At 61.3% G+C, this 14853-nt stretch carries 14 protein-coding genes and 1 pseudogene; 6 read left to right on the top strand and 9 right to left on the bottom strand.

Annotated elements, in window-relative coordinates:
* Positions 1-11 precede the first annotated feature (11 nt).
* Entirely contained in the window at positions 12-2306 is a 2295-nt protein-coding gene (gene metE / locus ACV17W_RS00170; RefSeq protein WP_462594444.1) for a 5-methyltetrahydropteroyltriglutamate--homocysteine S-methyltransferase, read from the bottom strand.
* A 158-nt stretch (positions 2307-2464) separates the two neighbouring features.
* On the opposite strand from metE, the gene ACV17W_RS00165 reads away from it, so the two are divergent.
* Positions 2465-3385 carry a LysR family transcriptional regulator gene (locus ACV17W_RS00165; protein ID WP_462594442.1) on the top strand — a complete coding sequence of 307 codons (921 nt, stop codon included), beginning with the start codon at positions 2465-2467 and terminating at the stop codon, positions 3383-3385.
* 78 nt (positions 3386-3463) lie between these two features.
* Here the strand turns inward: ACV17W_RS00165 and recX are convergent, their stop codons facing one another.
* Together recX and recA are read right to left on the bottom strand one after the other, a co-directional pair.
* Positions 3464-4048, bottom strand: coding sequence for a recombination regulator RecX (gene recX, locus ACV17W_RS00160; RefSeq protein WP_462596411.1), 585 nt, complete (start codon positions 4046-4048; stop codon positions 3464-3466).
* On the bottom strand, positions 4048-5121 hold the full coding sequence (gene recA / locus ACV17W_RS00155; RefSeq protein WP_462594441.1) for a recombinase RecA: 1074 nt from the start codon (positions 5119-5121) through the stop codon (positions 4048-4050). The genes recX and recA overlap by 1 nt, the downstream gene beginning before the upstream one ends.
* A gap of 191 nt (positions 5122-5312) precedes the next feature.
* On the opposite strand from recA, the gene ACV17W_RS00150 reads away from it, so the two are divergent.
* The 3 genes and pseudogenes from ACV17W_RS00150 to ACV17W_RS00140 all read left to right on the top strand — a co-directional run bounded on the left by ACV17W_RS00150 (position 5313) and on the right by ACV17W_RS00140 (position 9358).
* On the top strand, positions 5313-6002 hold the full coding sequence (locus ACV17W_RS00150) for a response regulator (protein ID WP_462596410.1): 690 nt from the start codon (positions 5313-5315) through the stop codon (positions 6000-6002).
* Between the two features lie 115 nt (positions 6003-6117).
* Entirely contained in the window at positions 6118-7494 is a 1377-nt protein-coding gene (locus tag ACV17W_RS00145; RefSeq protein WP_462596409.1) for a sensor histidine kinase N-terminal domain-containing protein, read from the top strand.
* A 239-nt stretch (positions 7495-7733) separates the two neighbouring features.
* Positions 7734-9358: pseudogene (locus tag ACV17W_RS00140) on the top strand (MFS transporter).
* A 742-nt stretch (positions 9359-10100) separates the two neighbouring features.
* Here the strand turns inward: ACV17W_RS00140 and ACV17W_RS00135 are convergent.
* Complete coding sequence (locus ACV17W_RS00135; RefSeq protein WP_462594439.1) at positions 10101-10319, bottom strand: hypothetical protein; 219 nt, start codon at positions 10317-10319, stop codon at positions 10101-10103.
* Positions 10320-10468: 149 nt separating this feature from the next.
* On the opposite strand from ACV17W_RS00135, the gene ACV17W_RS00130 reads away from it, so the two are divergent.
* Positions 10469-11368, top strand: coding sequence for a recombination-associated protein RdgC (locus tag ACV17W_RS00130; RefSeq protein WP_462596408.1), 900 nt, complete (start codon positions 10469-10471; stop codon positions 11366-11368).
* A 51-nt stretch (positions 11369-11419) separates the two neighbouring features.
* Here the strand turns inward: ACV17W_RS00130 and ACV17W_RS00125 are convergent, their stop codons facing one another.
* From ACV17W_RS00125 to ACV17W_RS00110, 4 genes are all read right to left on the bottom strand, one after another.
* Complete coding sequence (locus ACV17W_RS00125; RefSeq protein WP_462594438.1) at positions 11420-12712, bottom strand: aspartate carbamoyltransferase; 1293 nt, start codon at positions 12710-12712, stop codon at positions 11420-11422.
* A 66-nt stretch (positions 12713-12778) separates the two neighbouring features.
* Positions 12779-13162, bottom strand: a complete 384-nt coding sequence (locus tag ACV17W_RS00120) for a hypothetical protein (RefSeq protein WP_462594437.1) — start codon at positions 13160-13162, stop codon at positions 12779-12781.
* Between the two features lie 29 nt (positions 13163-13191).
* Positions 13192-13620 (bottom strand): BPTD_2524 family lipoprotein, encoded by a 429-nt coding sequence (locus tag ACV17W_RS00115; RefSeq protein ID WP_462594436.1) that lies wholly within the window; start codon positions 13618-13620, stop codon positions 13192-13194.
* A gap of 100 nt (positions 13621-13720) precedes the next feature.
* Complete coding sequence (locus tag ACV17W_RS00110) at positions 13721-13849, bottom strand: entericidin A/B family lipoprotein (protein WP_462594435.1); 129 nt, start codon at positions 13847-13849, stop codon at positions 13721-13723.
* A gap of 172 nt (positions 13850-14021) precedes the next feature.
* Here ACV17W_RS00110 and ACV17W_RS00105 point away from each other — a divergent pair, with 172 nt between their 5' ends.
* Complete coding sequence (locus ACV17W_RS00105; RefSeq protein ID WP_462594434.1) at positions 14022-14384, top strand: hypothetical protein; 363 nt, start codon at positions 14022-14024, stop codon at positions 14382-14384.
* Between the two features lies 1 nt (position 14385).
* Here the strand turns inward: ACV17W_RS00105 and ACV17W_RS00100 are convergent, their stop codons facing one another.
* The gene (locus ACV17W_RS00100) at positions 14386-14745 is read right to left on the bottom strand and encodes a hypothetical protein (protein WP_462594433.1); all 360 of its coding nucleotides are present in this window, start codon (positions 14743-14745) and stop codon (positions 14386-14388) included.
* Positions 14746-14853: the final 108 nt, after the last annotated feature.

The following is a 14853-nucleotide window of genomic DNA, read 5'->3' as shown; positions in this document are numbered from 1 at the left end:
TGAGGCATGCCTCAAGCCGCCCGCAGCGTCCTGGCGGCTTCGACCATGCTGGCCAACGCAGTCTCGGTTTCGGGCCAAGCCCGCGTTTTCAAGCCGCAATCGGGGTTGACCCACAAACGCTCGCGGGGCAGGCGTGCTGCGGCCTTGCGCATCAGGTCGACCATCCAGCCCACGTCGGGGACATTGGGTGTGTGAATGTCGTAAACCCCGGGACCGATGTCGTTCGGATACTTGAAGTCTTCGAAGGCCTTCAGCAGCTCCATATTCGAGCGTGAGGTCTCGATGGTGATGACATCGGCGTCCATGGCCGCAATGGATTCGATAATGTCGTTGAATTCCGAATAGCACATGTGAGTGTGTATTTGGGTATCGGTAGCCGCTCCCGCCGTGGCCAGGCGGAAGCAGTCCACCGCCCAATCCAGGTAGGCTTGCCAGTCTTCGCGACGCAGCGGCAGACCTTCCCGGATGGCGGGTTCGTCGATCTGGATGACCCGTATCCCCGCCTTCTCGAGATCGGCCACTTCGTCACGCAGCGCAAGCGCCACCTGACGGCAGGTTTGCTCGCGCGGCTGATCGTCGCGTACGAAGGACCACTGCAAAATAGTCACCGGACCGGTGAGCATCCCCTTGACCGGCTTGTCGGTCAATGACTGCGCATAGGAAGACCAGCCCACCGTCATGGGCGCTGGCCGAGCCACGTCGCCAAAAATGATGGGCGGCTTGACGCAGCGAGAGCCGTAACTCTGGACCCAGCCATTACGGGTGAAGGCGAAACCCGCCAACAGCTCGCCGAAGTATTCAACCATGTCGTTGCGTTCGGGCTCTCCATGCACCAGGACGTCCAGCCCTATTCTTTCCTGGAATCGAATAACGGTCTCGATCTCCTTTCGAATGGCCGCCTCGTACGCGGCGTCACTCACCGCGCCAGCCTTCCAATCGCGCCGCAGCGCCCGGATCTCTGCCGTCTGAGGGAAAGAGCCTATGGTGGTCGTGGGAAATGGCGGCAGGTTCAACCGCTGCTGCTGCTGCGCGATCCGCTCGGCGAAGGGGTGGCGATCGCGGCTGATTCGTCCCTCGTCGGCCATGCGACGGCCAACGGCCGGGTTGTGAATGCGGGTCGATCGGCGCCTGGCCTGCAATGCCGCTCGCTGTTGAGCCAGGGCTTGCTCGACCATCGGCGCCGCGCCGTCGGTCAGCGCGCGTCCCAGCAGCCCAAGCTCCTCGAGCTTCTGGGCCGCGAAGGACAGCCAGCTCTTCAATTCAGCGTCGAGATCGGATTCAGCATCGAGATCGACCGGGACGTGCAGCAGCGAACACGAGGGGGCCAGCCACAGTCGCTGGCCCAACCGGGCCCGAACCGGCGCCAATATCGCCAGCAGCGCGTCCAGATCGCTGCGCCAGATATTGCGACCATCAATCACCCCCGCGGACAGCACCTGTCCGTTCCGCAGGCTATCCGCGACAAGTTTCAATTGACCGGGATCCCGTACCGCGTCGATATGCAGGCCTGCCACAGGCAGGTCCAGCGCCGTGCTCATGTTGTCTTTCAGGCCGCCGAAATACGTGGCGACGAACAGCTTCACTGGCGCGGTTGCCAGGCGTTCGTAAACCGCACCGTAGGCGTCGCGCCAGTGCTGTGGCAGGTCGAGCACCAGGATAGGCTCGTCAACCTGTACCCATTCGACACCAAGTTCCGCCAGGCGCGCCAGCACCTGCTCGTATACGGGCAATAAGGCATCGAGCAGTTGTAGTTTGCCGGCGTCTGCCGGCCCGTGCGGATAGGCGTCTCCCTTGCCCAGCCACAGCCAGGTCAACGGGCCAGGAATGACAGGTTTGGCCTGATAACCGAATGCCTGCGCTTCACGAACTTGATCGAACAGCGCATCGCGTGCAATGCGGAATTCTTGATCTGGCACCAGTTCAGGCACGATGTAGTGGTAGTTGGTGTCGAACCATTTAGTCATCTCGCATGCTGCAGTGGGCGTGCCTGACGGCGCGCGGCCGCGGGCCATGCGAAACATCGTATCCAGCCCAACCGGCTGGGCGAGCGGCTGCCCGAAACGAGGGGGCACCGCGCCCAGCGTGGCCGTCCATTCGAGTATGTGGTCATACCAGGCAAAGTCTCCGACGGTTACATACTTCAGCCCCGCATCTGCCTGACGTCGCCAGTGGGCAGCACGCAATTCGCGACCGACGAGCTCCAGACTCTGCGCCGTCGCCCGTCCGGCCCAATACGCTTCCAGCGCGCGTTTCAGCTCCCGACGAGCCCCGACGCGCGGAAATCCCAAAATATGCGTAATATTCATATAACACCCCAGTATATTCAGTTCAATTCAACTAATGGGGTATTCTCACCCGACAATCAATTGCGTCAAAATCAATGTAGACATACATTAAATGAAAATAATTCATTCAATATGCGGACGCAGACTGCTCGCCGCGCAACCTGTCGTTGATGGCTCGTATGCTTGAGATTCGCCACCTGGAAACCTTGTCGGCCATCCGTGACGGAGGCAGCCTGCAAGAGGCGGCCGAAAGGCTGCATCTGACTCAATCGGCGTTGTCGCATCAGCTTCGCGATCTTGAAACTCGCCTGGGCACACCGCTGCTGAACCGCCGCACGCGGCCGGCCCGGCTTACCACCGCAGGCTTGCGGGTGTTGGCATTGGCCGACGAAGTGCTGCCTCGGCTGCGCAGCACCGAGCGTGAACTGCAGAAGCTGGCCGCGGGCCGCACTGGGCGCTTGCACATGGCCATCGAATGCCACTCGTGCTTTCAGTGGCTGATGCCCGCTCTGGACGCGTTTCGCGGGCAATGGCCCGAAGTAGCGCTTGATCTGTCGGCGGCATTTTCATTTGCGCCCCTGCCCGCCTTGGTTCGCGGGGACCTTGACCTGGTGATCACTTCAGATCCTCAACCATCGGAGGCGATCGAATACCTGCCGCTGTTCAAATACGAACTTGTACTGGCGGTCGCAGAATCACACCCGCTCGCGTCATTGCGCCACATTGAACCAGAGCACTTGGCCGACGAAACCCTGATCACGTATCCGGTAGACAGACAGAGGCTGGACATATTCACCGCGTTTCTCGATCCAGCGGGGGTCGAGCCTGCAGCGATGCGAAAGGCGGAGCTGACACCTATCATCGTGCAGTTGGTGGCGAGCAGGCGTGGGGTAGCCGCTTTGCCCAATTGGGCGTTGACGGAATATTTGCAGCACGGGTGGCTGCGCCTGAATCGCCTGGGCCACGGCGGAGTGTGGCGGACGCTATACGCAGCAGTGCGCATTGAAGATACCGACGCGCGTTATATCACTGACTTTCTGGCAATTGCGCGCGAAGTCTGCTTCAAGACACTGGAGGGCATACGGTCGGTAAAAACCTAGTCCCAGGCACTGTGGTGCAGTCTGCAACCGCAGTCACAATGAACAGACGCAGACCGCCGCTTCACGTTGGACCTGCGCTCAGTCGTCAGGATCAACGCCGAGCACTCGCCGGATGACCTCATGTGCGAACCCCCGCCCCGCCAGAAAGCGGGCTTGCCGCGCGTATTCCGAGCGGTCGACGGGCTTGCCAGCGTAGCGCTTGCGCCACACTTCGAGAGCGCGTTGATATTCCGTAGCACGCAGATCGTCGCGCAACTGCGCGACCTGATCTTCGGCCACGCCATGTTGGCGTAGTTCCTGGACGATGCGGGCGGTGCCCTGCCTGGCTGACCGCCGGTGCACCAGGCTTTGGGCAAAGCGCTCGGTGGACAGCCAACCCTCTTTTTCGAGAGCGTCAAGCACCCTCGTGAGTTCGTCTTCTTCGCCTGCGTACGGCTGGAGCTTTCGTGCCAACTCGTTGCGTGCGTATTCGCGTCGCGATAGGTAAGCCACCGCGCGAGCCTTCAGGCTGGGCCCCCGGGGCTTGGACGCAACGAGCGGGGCATCGTCGGCATCGGCTACTACCGGCTGGCTCAGGGTTTCGAAGCCGCCGTCATCGGATTCATGACGTCCTGGCCCGCGACGCGCGCCACGCGGCGAGCCTCCCGAGCCAGGCCTGCGCATCACGCCTGGGCGCTATCTTCGGTTTCGGCTTCGCTGGCCGGGAAGCTGGCAGCACGGCTGACAATGCCCTGGTGTTCGCGCACCTTGTTTTCGATTTCGATGGCGAGTTCTCGGTGCTCTTTCAGGTATTCGCGGACATTGTCCTTGCCTTGCCCGATACGGGTGCCGTTGTAGCTATACCATGCACCGGATTTGTCGACGACACCCGCCTGCACGCCCAAGTCGATGATTTCGCCTTCGCGCGAAATGCCAGCGCCGTACATGATGTCGAATTCGGCTTGCTTGAACGGTGGTGAAACCTTGTTCTTGACTACCTTCACCCGGGTTTCGTTGCCCACCACCTCTTCGCCCTTCTTGATGGACCCGATACGGCGGATATCGAGACGTACCGACGAATAGAACTTCAGCGCGTTGCCGCCCGTGGTCGTTTCGGGATTGCCGAACATTACACCGATCTTCATGCGGATCTGGTTGATGAAGATGACCATGCAGTTGGTGCGCTTGATGGTGGCGGTAAGCTTGCGCAATGCCTGGCTCATCAGGCGGGCCTGCAACCCTGGCAGGGAGTCGCCCATTTCGCCTTCGATTTCGGCCTTGGGAACCAACGCGGCGACCGAGTCGATGACGATGAGGTCGACGGAGCCCGAACGCACCAGAGCGTCGGTGATTTCAAGGGCCTGCTCGCCCGTGTCGGGCTGGGAAATGAGCAGGTCGGTCAGGTTCACGCCCAGCTTGTTGGCATATTGCACATCGAGCGCGTGCTCGGCGTCGACAAACGCGCAGGTACCGCCGATTTTCTGCATTTCGGCGATGACTTGCAGGGTGAGCGTGGTCTTGCCCGATGATTCAGGCCCGTAGATTTCGATGACCCGGCCCCGTGGCAAACCGCCGACGCCCAGTGCGATATCTAATCCCAGCGAGCCCGTGGACACGACCTGGATGTCGTGCTCGACCTCATTGTCGCCGTAGCGCATGATCGAGCCTTTGCCGAACTGCTTTTCAATCTGCGACAGCGCGGCGGCCAGCGCCTTGGCCTTTTCCGATGCGGCTGCTTTGCTGGATTTGTCGTTCATGTGGTGTCCCGTGGGTAGAAAGTGTGCAACGCTGCGCAATTCGCCAGCAGCGGCGATTATTGCATCGGATTATACTGTACATATACACAGTGCGCCACTTTTGTACACGGTTTCCCGGGTGGGCAATGCGTACGCGCTGTGCCAGAATGCCTGCATCCGGCGTCCTGCCGGGCTTGCCGCTTTCATACCGCATGCGCATCCTCATCGCCGAAGACGACAGCATCCTGGCCGACGGGCTTTCCCGCTCGTTGCGTCACAATGGCTATGCGGTCGATGCCGTCCAGGACGGAATTGCGGCCGACTCGGCCCTGGCAGCACAGGCTTTCGACCTGCTCATTCTAGACCTCGGACTGCCTCAACTTGCGGGCCTGGAAGTCCTGCGGCGGCTGCGGGCGCGAAACTCGCTGCTGCCGGTTTTGATTCTCACCGCAGCCGACAGCGTCGAGCAGCGTGTCAAGGGCCTGGACCTCGGCGCCGACGACTACATGGCAAAGCCGTTTGCCCTATCCGAACTCGAAGCGCGGGTACGCGCCCTGACACGGCGAGGCGCCGGAGGCGGCGCCACGCTGCTCAGGCACGGCCGCCTTGTCTTCGACCAGACCGGCCGCGTCGCGCTTGTTGATGATCAAACGCTCGACCTCTCCGCTCGCGAAGTCAGCCTGCTCGAAATTCTGCTGACGCGCAGCGGCCGCATGGTCAGCAAGACGCAGCTCGTCGACCATCTGTGCGAATGGGGTGAAGAAGTGAGCACCAACGCCATCGAGGTCTACGTGCATCGCCTGCGCAAGAAGCTCGAACCCAGCGGCGTGAAGATCATTACGGTACGCGGGCTGGGCTATTGCCTTGAACGGGACCAGGGTGCGGGCTACCTCTCCCACTGAACCCGCAGCGCACGAAAAGCTGAACCAGGAGGCGCTGGACGCGATGCGCGGCGGGGCCAAGGGCCCCAGCTTCGCGCCGCCGCAGCGCTCGCTGCTGGGCGAGATCCTCGACTGGATGCTCGCACCATTGTTCCTGCTCTGGCCCATGAGCGTCGCCATCACCTACGTGGTCGCCCAGAACATTGCAAACGTGCCTTACGACCGGGCACTGGCCAACAACCTGCATGTGCTGTCGCGACACGTGCACGCACAGGACGGTCGCGCGGTCCTGCACATGAGCGAATCGGTACGCGATGTGCTGCGGCCGGATGAAACCGACAGTGTGTTCTGGCTGGCCTTGGGCAGCCAGGGCGAGCTCCTGGGCGGAGACCGCGCCCTGCCCTTGCCGTCCGAACTCGGACAGCCACAACCTGGCACGATTCTCTATGCCGACGACACGCTGCGTGGTTTCGGACTGCGGCTCGCGTATACCTGGGTCGACCTGCATATCCCCGGTACCCGCCCGGTGCTCCTGGTGGTTGCCGAGACGATGGAACGCCGCACCGAATTGGCCAATGACATCATCAAGGGCGTCATCATCCCGCAATTCATCGTGCTGCCCGTTGCGGTCTTGCTAGTGTGGTTTGGACTGTCGCGCGGTGTCGCGCCGCTGAACGCGCTGCAGCAGCGTCTGCGAGCCCGGCGTCCCGACGACCTTTCTCCCATCGACGAGCGCGCTGCGCCCTCCGAGATTGCGCCGTTGGTCGGTGCCATGAATGACCTGCTCGACCGCCTGTCCGCCAACGTACAGGCGCAGCGGCGCTTCGTGGCCGATGCGGCGCACCAGTTGAAGACGCCTCTTGCGGGGCTGCGCACTCAGGCGGAGCTTGCCTTGCGCGACGCCAGTCCCGACGAAATGCAGTCCAGTCTGCGCCAGCTCGTCATGGGGTCCGAACGCGCCACCCGACTGGTCAACCAACTGCTGTTGCTCGCCCGTGCCGAGAACCCTCACTCCGCCGACCTTGCCCGTCTCGACCTGAACGCCCTTGGATACGAGCAGACGATGCTATGGGTGCCCCAGGCCCTGGCGTTGAATACCGATCTCGGTTTCGAGGCGGCCGACCAGCCGGTGTACATCGCGGGCAATGGCATTTTGCTTGCCGAACTTCTGAATAACCTGGTGGACAATGCGGTGCGCTACACGCCCCCCGGCGGCCACATAACGGTACGGGTCAAATCCACCACTGACTGCGCCACCCTTGAGGTCGAGGATTCGGGCCCCGGGATAGCGCCCGAAGAACGCGAACGCGTGTTCGACCGCTTCTACCGCGTGCTGGGTACGCAGGCCGAAGGCAGCGGCCTGGGACTTGCCATCGTTCGAGAGATCGCTCAAAAGCATGATGCGAGCGTTCAGATCCTCGAAGGCACTGCCCATTCGCAACTGCCCGGAACCTGCATTCGGGTGCACTTTCCGTTGTTTGGACGCACCCAAGGTACGCAGGATGCTACCTAGGGGATACCCTTCCCTGCAGTATGGTGCCTCTGGACGGAATAATTTTTTGTTTCAATTTTAAGATTCAAGTAAGCATCACGTCAGAACCTCGTCAGCCAGCCTTCTTACCTTGCAGGTAGCGCTGGACCGGCCTGTCCGGCAAAAGCCCGCACGGTGGATAACCACCGGCCCAGAAACGAGGAGACAACATGAGCACAGCATCGGTGGCCGAGCGCGGCCCATCCGCAAGTCCCCGCCCCATGACCAAGGAGGAAAGGCGCGTCATTTTCGCGTCTTCACTCGGCACGGTCTTCGAGTGGTACGACTTTTATCTGTATGGCTCGCTCGCGGCCGTCATCGCGACGCACTTCTTTTCTGGGGTGAATCCCACCGCGGCATTCATCTTCGCATTGCTGGCGTTTGCGGCAGGCTTCGCGGTGCGCCCGTTCGGGGCATTGGTGTTCGGTCGACTGGGCGATCTCGTCGGCCGCAAGTACACGTTCCTTGTCACCATCGTGATCATGGGCATCTCGACATTTCTGGTCGGTGTACTGCCCAGCTATGCGAGCATCGGTATCGCTGCTCCGGCCATCCTGATCGTCTTGCGGCTGTTGCAGGGCCTGGCACTGGGTGGTGAATACGGCGGCGCTGCCACTTACGTCGAGAACACGCCCCCCAGGGCCGTCGCGGTGCATACACCGCCTGGATCCAGACCACGGCCACTCTGGGCTTGTTCCTGTCCCTGCTGGTCATCATGGGCGTGCGCGGCATAATGAGCGAAGAAGCGTTTCGCGAGTGGGGCTGGCGTATTCCGTTCCTGATCTCCGTGGTGCTGCTCGGCATTTCGGTATGGATTCGGCTTCAGCTCAACGAGTCACCCACCTTCAAGCGCATGAAAGAAGAAGGCCGTGGTTCGAAGGCGCCGCTGACTGAATCCTTCGCACAATGGAAGAATCTGAAGGTCGTGATCATTGCGCTGCTTGGTCTGACTGCCGGCCAGGCTGTCGTGTGGTACACCGGCCAGTTCTACGCCCTCTTCTTCCTGACCAAGACGCTGCAGGTGGACGCGAACACCGCGAACATCATGATTGCACTGGCACTGCTGATCGGCACGCCTTTCTTCCTGCTCTTTGGCTCGCTGTCTGACCGCATCGGGCGCAAGCCTATCATCATGGCAGGCTGCCTGATCGCGGCGCTGACCTACTTCCCGTTGTTCCAGGGCCTGACGCACTTTGCCAACCCGGCGCTGGAAAAGGCACAGGCAACGGCTCCGGTGACAGTCATCGCCGACCCGGCAACGTGTTCGTTCCAGTTCAATCCGGTGGGCACCTCTTCGTTCACCAGCTCGTGTGACGTGGTCAAGTCGTTCCTCGCTGCGAACTCGGTGAACTACGCCAACGAAGCGGCTCCCGCCGGCTCATTGGCCAAAGTCAGGATAGGCAACGACGAATTCGTTTCGTTCGAAGGCACGGGCATGCCCGCAGACGAATTCAAGGCCAAGTCGGCTGAACTCAAGACGTCGCTGACCGCTGCGATTCGTGATCACGGCTATCCTGCCAAAGCCGACCCGGCGCAGATCAACAAATTCATGGTCGTGCTGCTGCTGACCATTCTGGTGATCTATGTCACCATGGTGTACGGACCGATCGCCGCCATGTTGGTCGAAATGTTCCCGACGCGTATCCGCTACACCTCGATGAGTTTGCCGTACCACATCGGCAACGGCTGGTTCGGCGGGTTCCTGCCGCCCGTTGCCTTCGCAATCGTCGCGGCAACCGGTAACATCTACGACGGCTTGTGGTATCCCATCATCATCGCGGTCATGACGCTGGTCATCGGTTGCCTGTTCGTACGGGAAACCAAGGACGTCGATATCAACGCTTGATGACAGTTGTTCCCCCGCCAGGCAGGACTGCTGCGCCTGTCTGGCTCTTCAAAGCTCCTTCGGGAGCTTTTTTTTGCTTGCTTTGGTCGTAGCGCCAGCCAGAGTCGCGGCGACATTCAGGCCTCTGTCAGACCCTTGAGATTAGACTTCAGGCTCAGATCACGGCCTTGCACTGCATTCCCGAGCTTTTGATCCCCTGTTCGGAAATCGTAGGGCCAGTTCTCTGACGCCGATGCCGCGCCCCCCGCGAGCCTTATGGCGCGGCATTGTGCGACCTTCCAAGGCCCGGCTTTCCAAAGCCGGGCCATTTTTTATGTGCGCATCGCATGCCAGAGCACGTGCTGGCGATACCCGCTTGGTCATGCGCTGACGCGGGTGTATCCGCCTGGCCGGAACCGGCCGGCCGATGCCGGTTATTGATAGAACCAAGCGCCCACGTATTCGGTCTGGCCAGTTTCATTGGCACATTGCCAGCGCAAGGGTCAAGCGCAGCATTGCCGCCCGCATGAGAGCCCGCAGCTGCATCAATATGCGGCAGGGTCCATGCAGACACCGAATCGAAAAGAAAATGGAGTCCGGCCGCATTGTGAGCCGATAGGCGGCAAGCGCCGGATAGCCTCGCGGCGCTCGACCCGCTACAAGCAGCAGTGCCGCGGGTGATGTACGGGCCGCTCGGAGAGCGAGCCTCTTTGATGCAAGCGCAGCCCGCAGCGGCCATTAACCGGGCGGGCGCGCGATAGTGTCAGCGGCGGCGCCCCAAACCTACCACCAGCACGCCCACCACAATGGCGGCAACGCCCGCCCACGTGGGAACCGAAACGGACTTCTCGGTTTCCGCTGTCGCCTTGACCGACCCAACCTGCAGTACGGTCTCCTCGCTGGTGTAGTTGAACCCTTTGTACACCAGTGCCGCCGCCCCCAACGCGATAAGCACGATTCCTACGATAGTCGCCGGTTTCATCGATGTATCCTTTTTATGGTTGACGTGGGCCGGAAGATACCCGAACCCCTTCCAACTGTCAGTGACAGAACGTGTCGTGTCAATGGGGGAACGACGGTAGGCGTGCGCGCGCCTGCACTCGTATAGAATCAACCCTTTTGCCCGACGCCATGTGGTTCAAGAATCTCAAGATTTACCGTCTCTCTTCGCCGTGGACTCTCACAGGCGAACAGCTTGAAGAAAGCCTGGCCCGGCATGCCTATCAGGCTGGCAACAACCTCGAAATGCAAAGCCTGGGCTGGATATCGCCTCGGGAAAACGCCTCGCTGTCGCACACCGTGAACCAGCAGATACTGCTGAGCCTGCGCGCCGAAAAGAAGCTGCTGCCTGCCACCGTGGTCAACCAGGTGACCCGCGCACGCGCGCAGGAAATCGAAGAGCAGCAAGGCTACAAGCCGGGCCGCAAGCAGATGAAAGAGATCAAGGAACGAGTCACCGACGAGCTCCTGCCCAAGGCTTTCAGCATTTACCGGGACACTCGGGTCTGGATCGATCCTGTGAACCATTGGTTGGTCATCGACGCGGCGGCATCGGCCAAGGCCGACGAAGTCATTGGCCTGCTGGTGAAAACCATCGACCCGCTGCCGCTTGAAAACCTTTATGTGGCCCAGTCGCCCGCAGCTGCAATGACAGGCTGGCTGGCGGCCGACGAGGCCCCCGACAACTTCAGCATCGACCAGGACACCGAACTGCGTGCCTCGGGAGAAAGCCGGGCGGCAATCCGCTATGTGAAGCACACCATCGATGTGGATGATGTGCGCCGCCATATTCAGTCGGGCAAGCAATGCACCCGTCTTGCCATGACCTGGGCGGACCGCGTGTCGTTCGTGCTCACGGAGTCCCTCGACATCAAACGCGTTGCGCCCCTCGACGTGCTTAAAGAAGGCACCGATAACGTCATGCAGAACGATGATGAGAAATTCGATTCCGACATGGCACTGATGACGGGCGAACTGGCTAAGTTGCTGGCAGACCTGACGCAGGCCCTGGGCGGCGAAAAGCGTATCTGACGCGTCATGGCAGCACGCCTGCCGGCTGATGCCAGCAGGCTCCCCGCGATATCAGTCCAGGCCGTGGAAGGCCGAGTCGTCAGGTCCTACATGCGACGGGTGTTTCCACGTAACGTCGCGCATCGAATGCTGAACCAGGCCTTCGACACCCAGCAAAACGGCAAAGATAGCCATCCGGATCGGAATCCCGTTGTCAGTCTGGCGAAAGATGGCCAGGCGCGGGTCATCGTTGAGGTCGACACTGAGGTCATTTGCACCCGGTCGGCTGTCGCGTGGCAGCGGATGCATCACGATCGTGTCCGGGCCGCAATATGTGTCGATGGTGGCGCGGCTGATCTGGAAATCGGGCGTATAGCCTTCGCTTTCGTCATTGGCGAACCGCTCTTTCTGCACGCGGGTGGCATAAATGACATCCGCGCCCGGAAGACCGTCGGACAGCGAGCTGTGCTGCTCAATGACATTCCCATTGCGGCTCGCCTGCTCGATGATATATGCAGGCATCTCGAGGCCGGGCGGCGAAATCAGGGTGAACTTGATTCCTTTGTACAGCGCCAGCAGTTTGATCAGCGAATGCACGGTGCGGCCGTATTTCAGGTCGCCGACCATGGCAATGTGGGCACCGTCTAGCAATTTACCCAGGCGCGAGAACTCGGTCAGGATCGTATACAGGTCCAGCAAGGCCTGACTGGGGTGTTCACCCGGCCCATCGCCACCGTTCACCACAGGAATATTCGTCGCACGCGCAAATTCTGCAACAGAGCCTTGGTCGGGGTGGCGTATCACCATGGCGTCGACGTATCCGCTCATGACCCGGCTGGTGTCGTAGATGGACTCGCCCTTCGCCATAGACGAAAAGGTGAAGCCTGTGGTGTCACACACCGATCCGCCCAACCGGCAGAAGGCGGCGCCGAAACTCACACGGGTGCGCGTGCTCGCCTCGAAGAACAGGTTGCCGAGGACGGCGCCCTCAAGCACGCGAGATACCTTCTGGCGTCGTGCGATGGGCTGCATCAGGTCGGCCACCCGAAACAGATCTTCCACCGACTCGCGCGAAAATTGATCCACAGAAAGCAATTGGTGCTTGCCTTCGACCGAGATGCGGTCGCGCAGGGGGCCGCCCTGTACGCTTTGCGTATATTTTTCGAGGAGCGCACCATTCTGGACGATTTCGCTCACGAAGCGTTCGACGACTTCGGGCATCGCGCGAAACTCCTGCGAGCCTTCGGGCAAAAGCCAGGTATCGAGTGCGCGCCGCTTGACGCCGATTCGCGTCGCGAAGACGTCACGCGTAAGGTTCAGGCGGCGCATCGCGTCGCGAAGAAAGGCTTGCTGGGAGATGGACATGGCGGCCCCAAAATAATATACGCAATGCGCATATTACTGCCGCTGTTTTACTGCCTGCAAGCGTTTTCAGCGCATGCTGACGTAGGCGACCGACGTGGCACTCAAAGACGCGCCGTCGGCGCCCAGGCCCAGTACGGCGGACGCCCAGCAGGCGGCAGCGAAGGCCAGCAGACCTGAAGCATAGGCAACCGCGCCGATCCAATTCGCCGCAGTCACCCGGCGACTGCAGGCGCGCCCTGCTGAACGCGACGCCTGGGCCATCCCCCAGCAGAGCATGGCAGACCCCGAAGCCAGTACGCCGGCGAGGAACAGTGCCAGAGGCAGGCTCAGATCGGGCGGTGCCACATCCGGGCCCAACAAGCCCAGCACAAATCCGACTTCGGCCAACGCGCCCACGGCGTTCAGGCACCCCAGCCAGCGGGCAGCCGCGCCCAGCACAGCGTAGCTCACGCCGGGCAATGGCTCAGTTTTGTCAGGCGTCAGCTCAATGGCCGGCATACCGGGGTGGCGCTCTGTATGGACGCTTGGGCAGCCTGTACTTCAGCCTCGTCCCAAGGAGCGTCGCCCAGTACCAGAACTGTGACCTGCGATGTGGTGGCCCCGTCGGCCTGCGCACGAATGATTTCGAGGATTTTGGCCGGTTCGGATCTCTTGTACACGCGGATTTCGTTCGGGGCTCCCTGCTGCCCCAAATTATGGTGCGACTGATAGACCACCCCGTACGGATGTCGGCGCTGCTCATGGCAAACACGCACGAATTCCCCGGCACGGCGGTATGCCGCTTCGAAATCGGTCTTTACCGGAAAAGTTGCCGTGGCTCCGGGGGGATCTCCGGACAGCAGCCCCTTGCTCGCGCAGCCGCTCAGGGCGATGGCGAGGGTCAGTCCTGCCAGACTCAAGATGCGCATGTTGTTCCTGCCGTATTGGTGCAATGTCGGCATTATGCATCACACGCGCCAGGAACCCGGCGGCCCTTTCGGGTCCGGGGCCGCAATGGGTACGCGCGCGCTACTGTGCCGCCTTCTGGATGTTCTCGCCCCCGCGTTCGATATCTTTGCCGGCGCCGGCAATGGTGTTACAGCCGGAAGAAACGGCCGCCACCGCCAGCAGTGCGGCGAGCAGAATTTTATTCTTCATGGTTTTCTCCTCGGTAAAGACGCTTTCGGCGTGATTGGGCACACAAGTCGCTTCGCAGCGACCCTGCCCGACAATCATGCGCGGTTTCAGAGCAATTCTCCAGCGCCCAGCGCGCCCGCCCGTCAGTGGCCGTCTGGCAACACCATGCCCTCGCATTGGTATAGCATGGGGTATGCAAAAGAACCCTTCGACGCAGCCCACCGACGATGCCGGCTGGGGCTGGCAACAAGCCCATGCGCATGGCCAGGCGGCGCTCGCGCTATTCATTGACGATCTGCATCGCGTGCTTCAGGCTCATGCCGCCCAACAGAGGGTGACCGTCACTCCACTCGCTGCCGCACAGGAGCAGGTCGATTCGCTGCTGGCCAATTATGTGGCCTCGGGCAAGGCACCTGAAATCTTTGATGGGCAATCGGTTACGTTGAAAGAAGGCGTTGACCGTGAGGGGGTGACACACGTGGTCCCCATTTTCTCGCCGCATCTGAAAAAGTCCCTGGTTGGGATGCTGGGCAGGCCCGGCGCCGCGACGTCATAGCTCAGGACGGTATCGATGCGTCGCTGCCGCGCTTGGCGGCGGGCCGCATCGGGCCGCTCCAGGGCTGGGTTTCGAGGGACAGCCGCGTTTCCTGGAATCCGCCCAGACCGTCTCTCAAAAGCCCGCTTTGCAGGGCCTGGCCGACCGCACGCCGGCATAAGGTTTCAAAATCATCGGCCAGCGACTGAAAGGCGCCATCAGGGATGCGCAGCCTCAGGCTGGCGTCAGGCCGTGCCGTGTCGGCATGGCCGATATGCACATGCGCGGGATACCCGTGCGGACACCATACACCGACGTAGTAGCTTCCCTGCGGCCCGATATCGGCGATATAGCCGGGATGGTCATATTTGGCAGTGCCCATGCACGTCTCCTGGAAAGCCGGCGGCCGGCTGAGTCATGGTAGCTCATGACCGGGCTTCCCGGAAGTCGATGGACGCAGGCGCAACCGCATCAAATGCGCGGGCGCGCA

Source organism: Bordetella sp. MIP270_01_BMS (genome assembly GCF_054958705.1).
The sequence above is the reverse complement of the archived record's forward strand: the minus strand, read 5'-3'. Positions and strand labels throughout refer to the sequence as shown.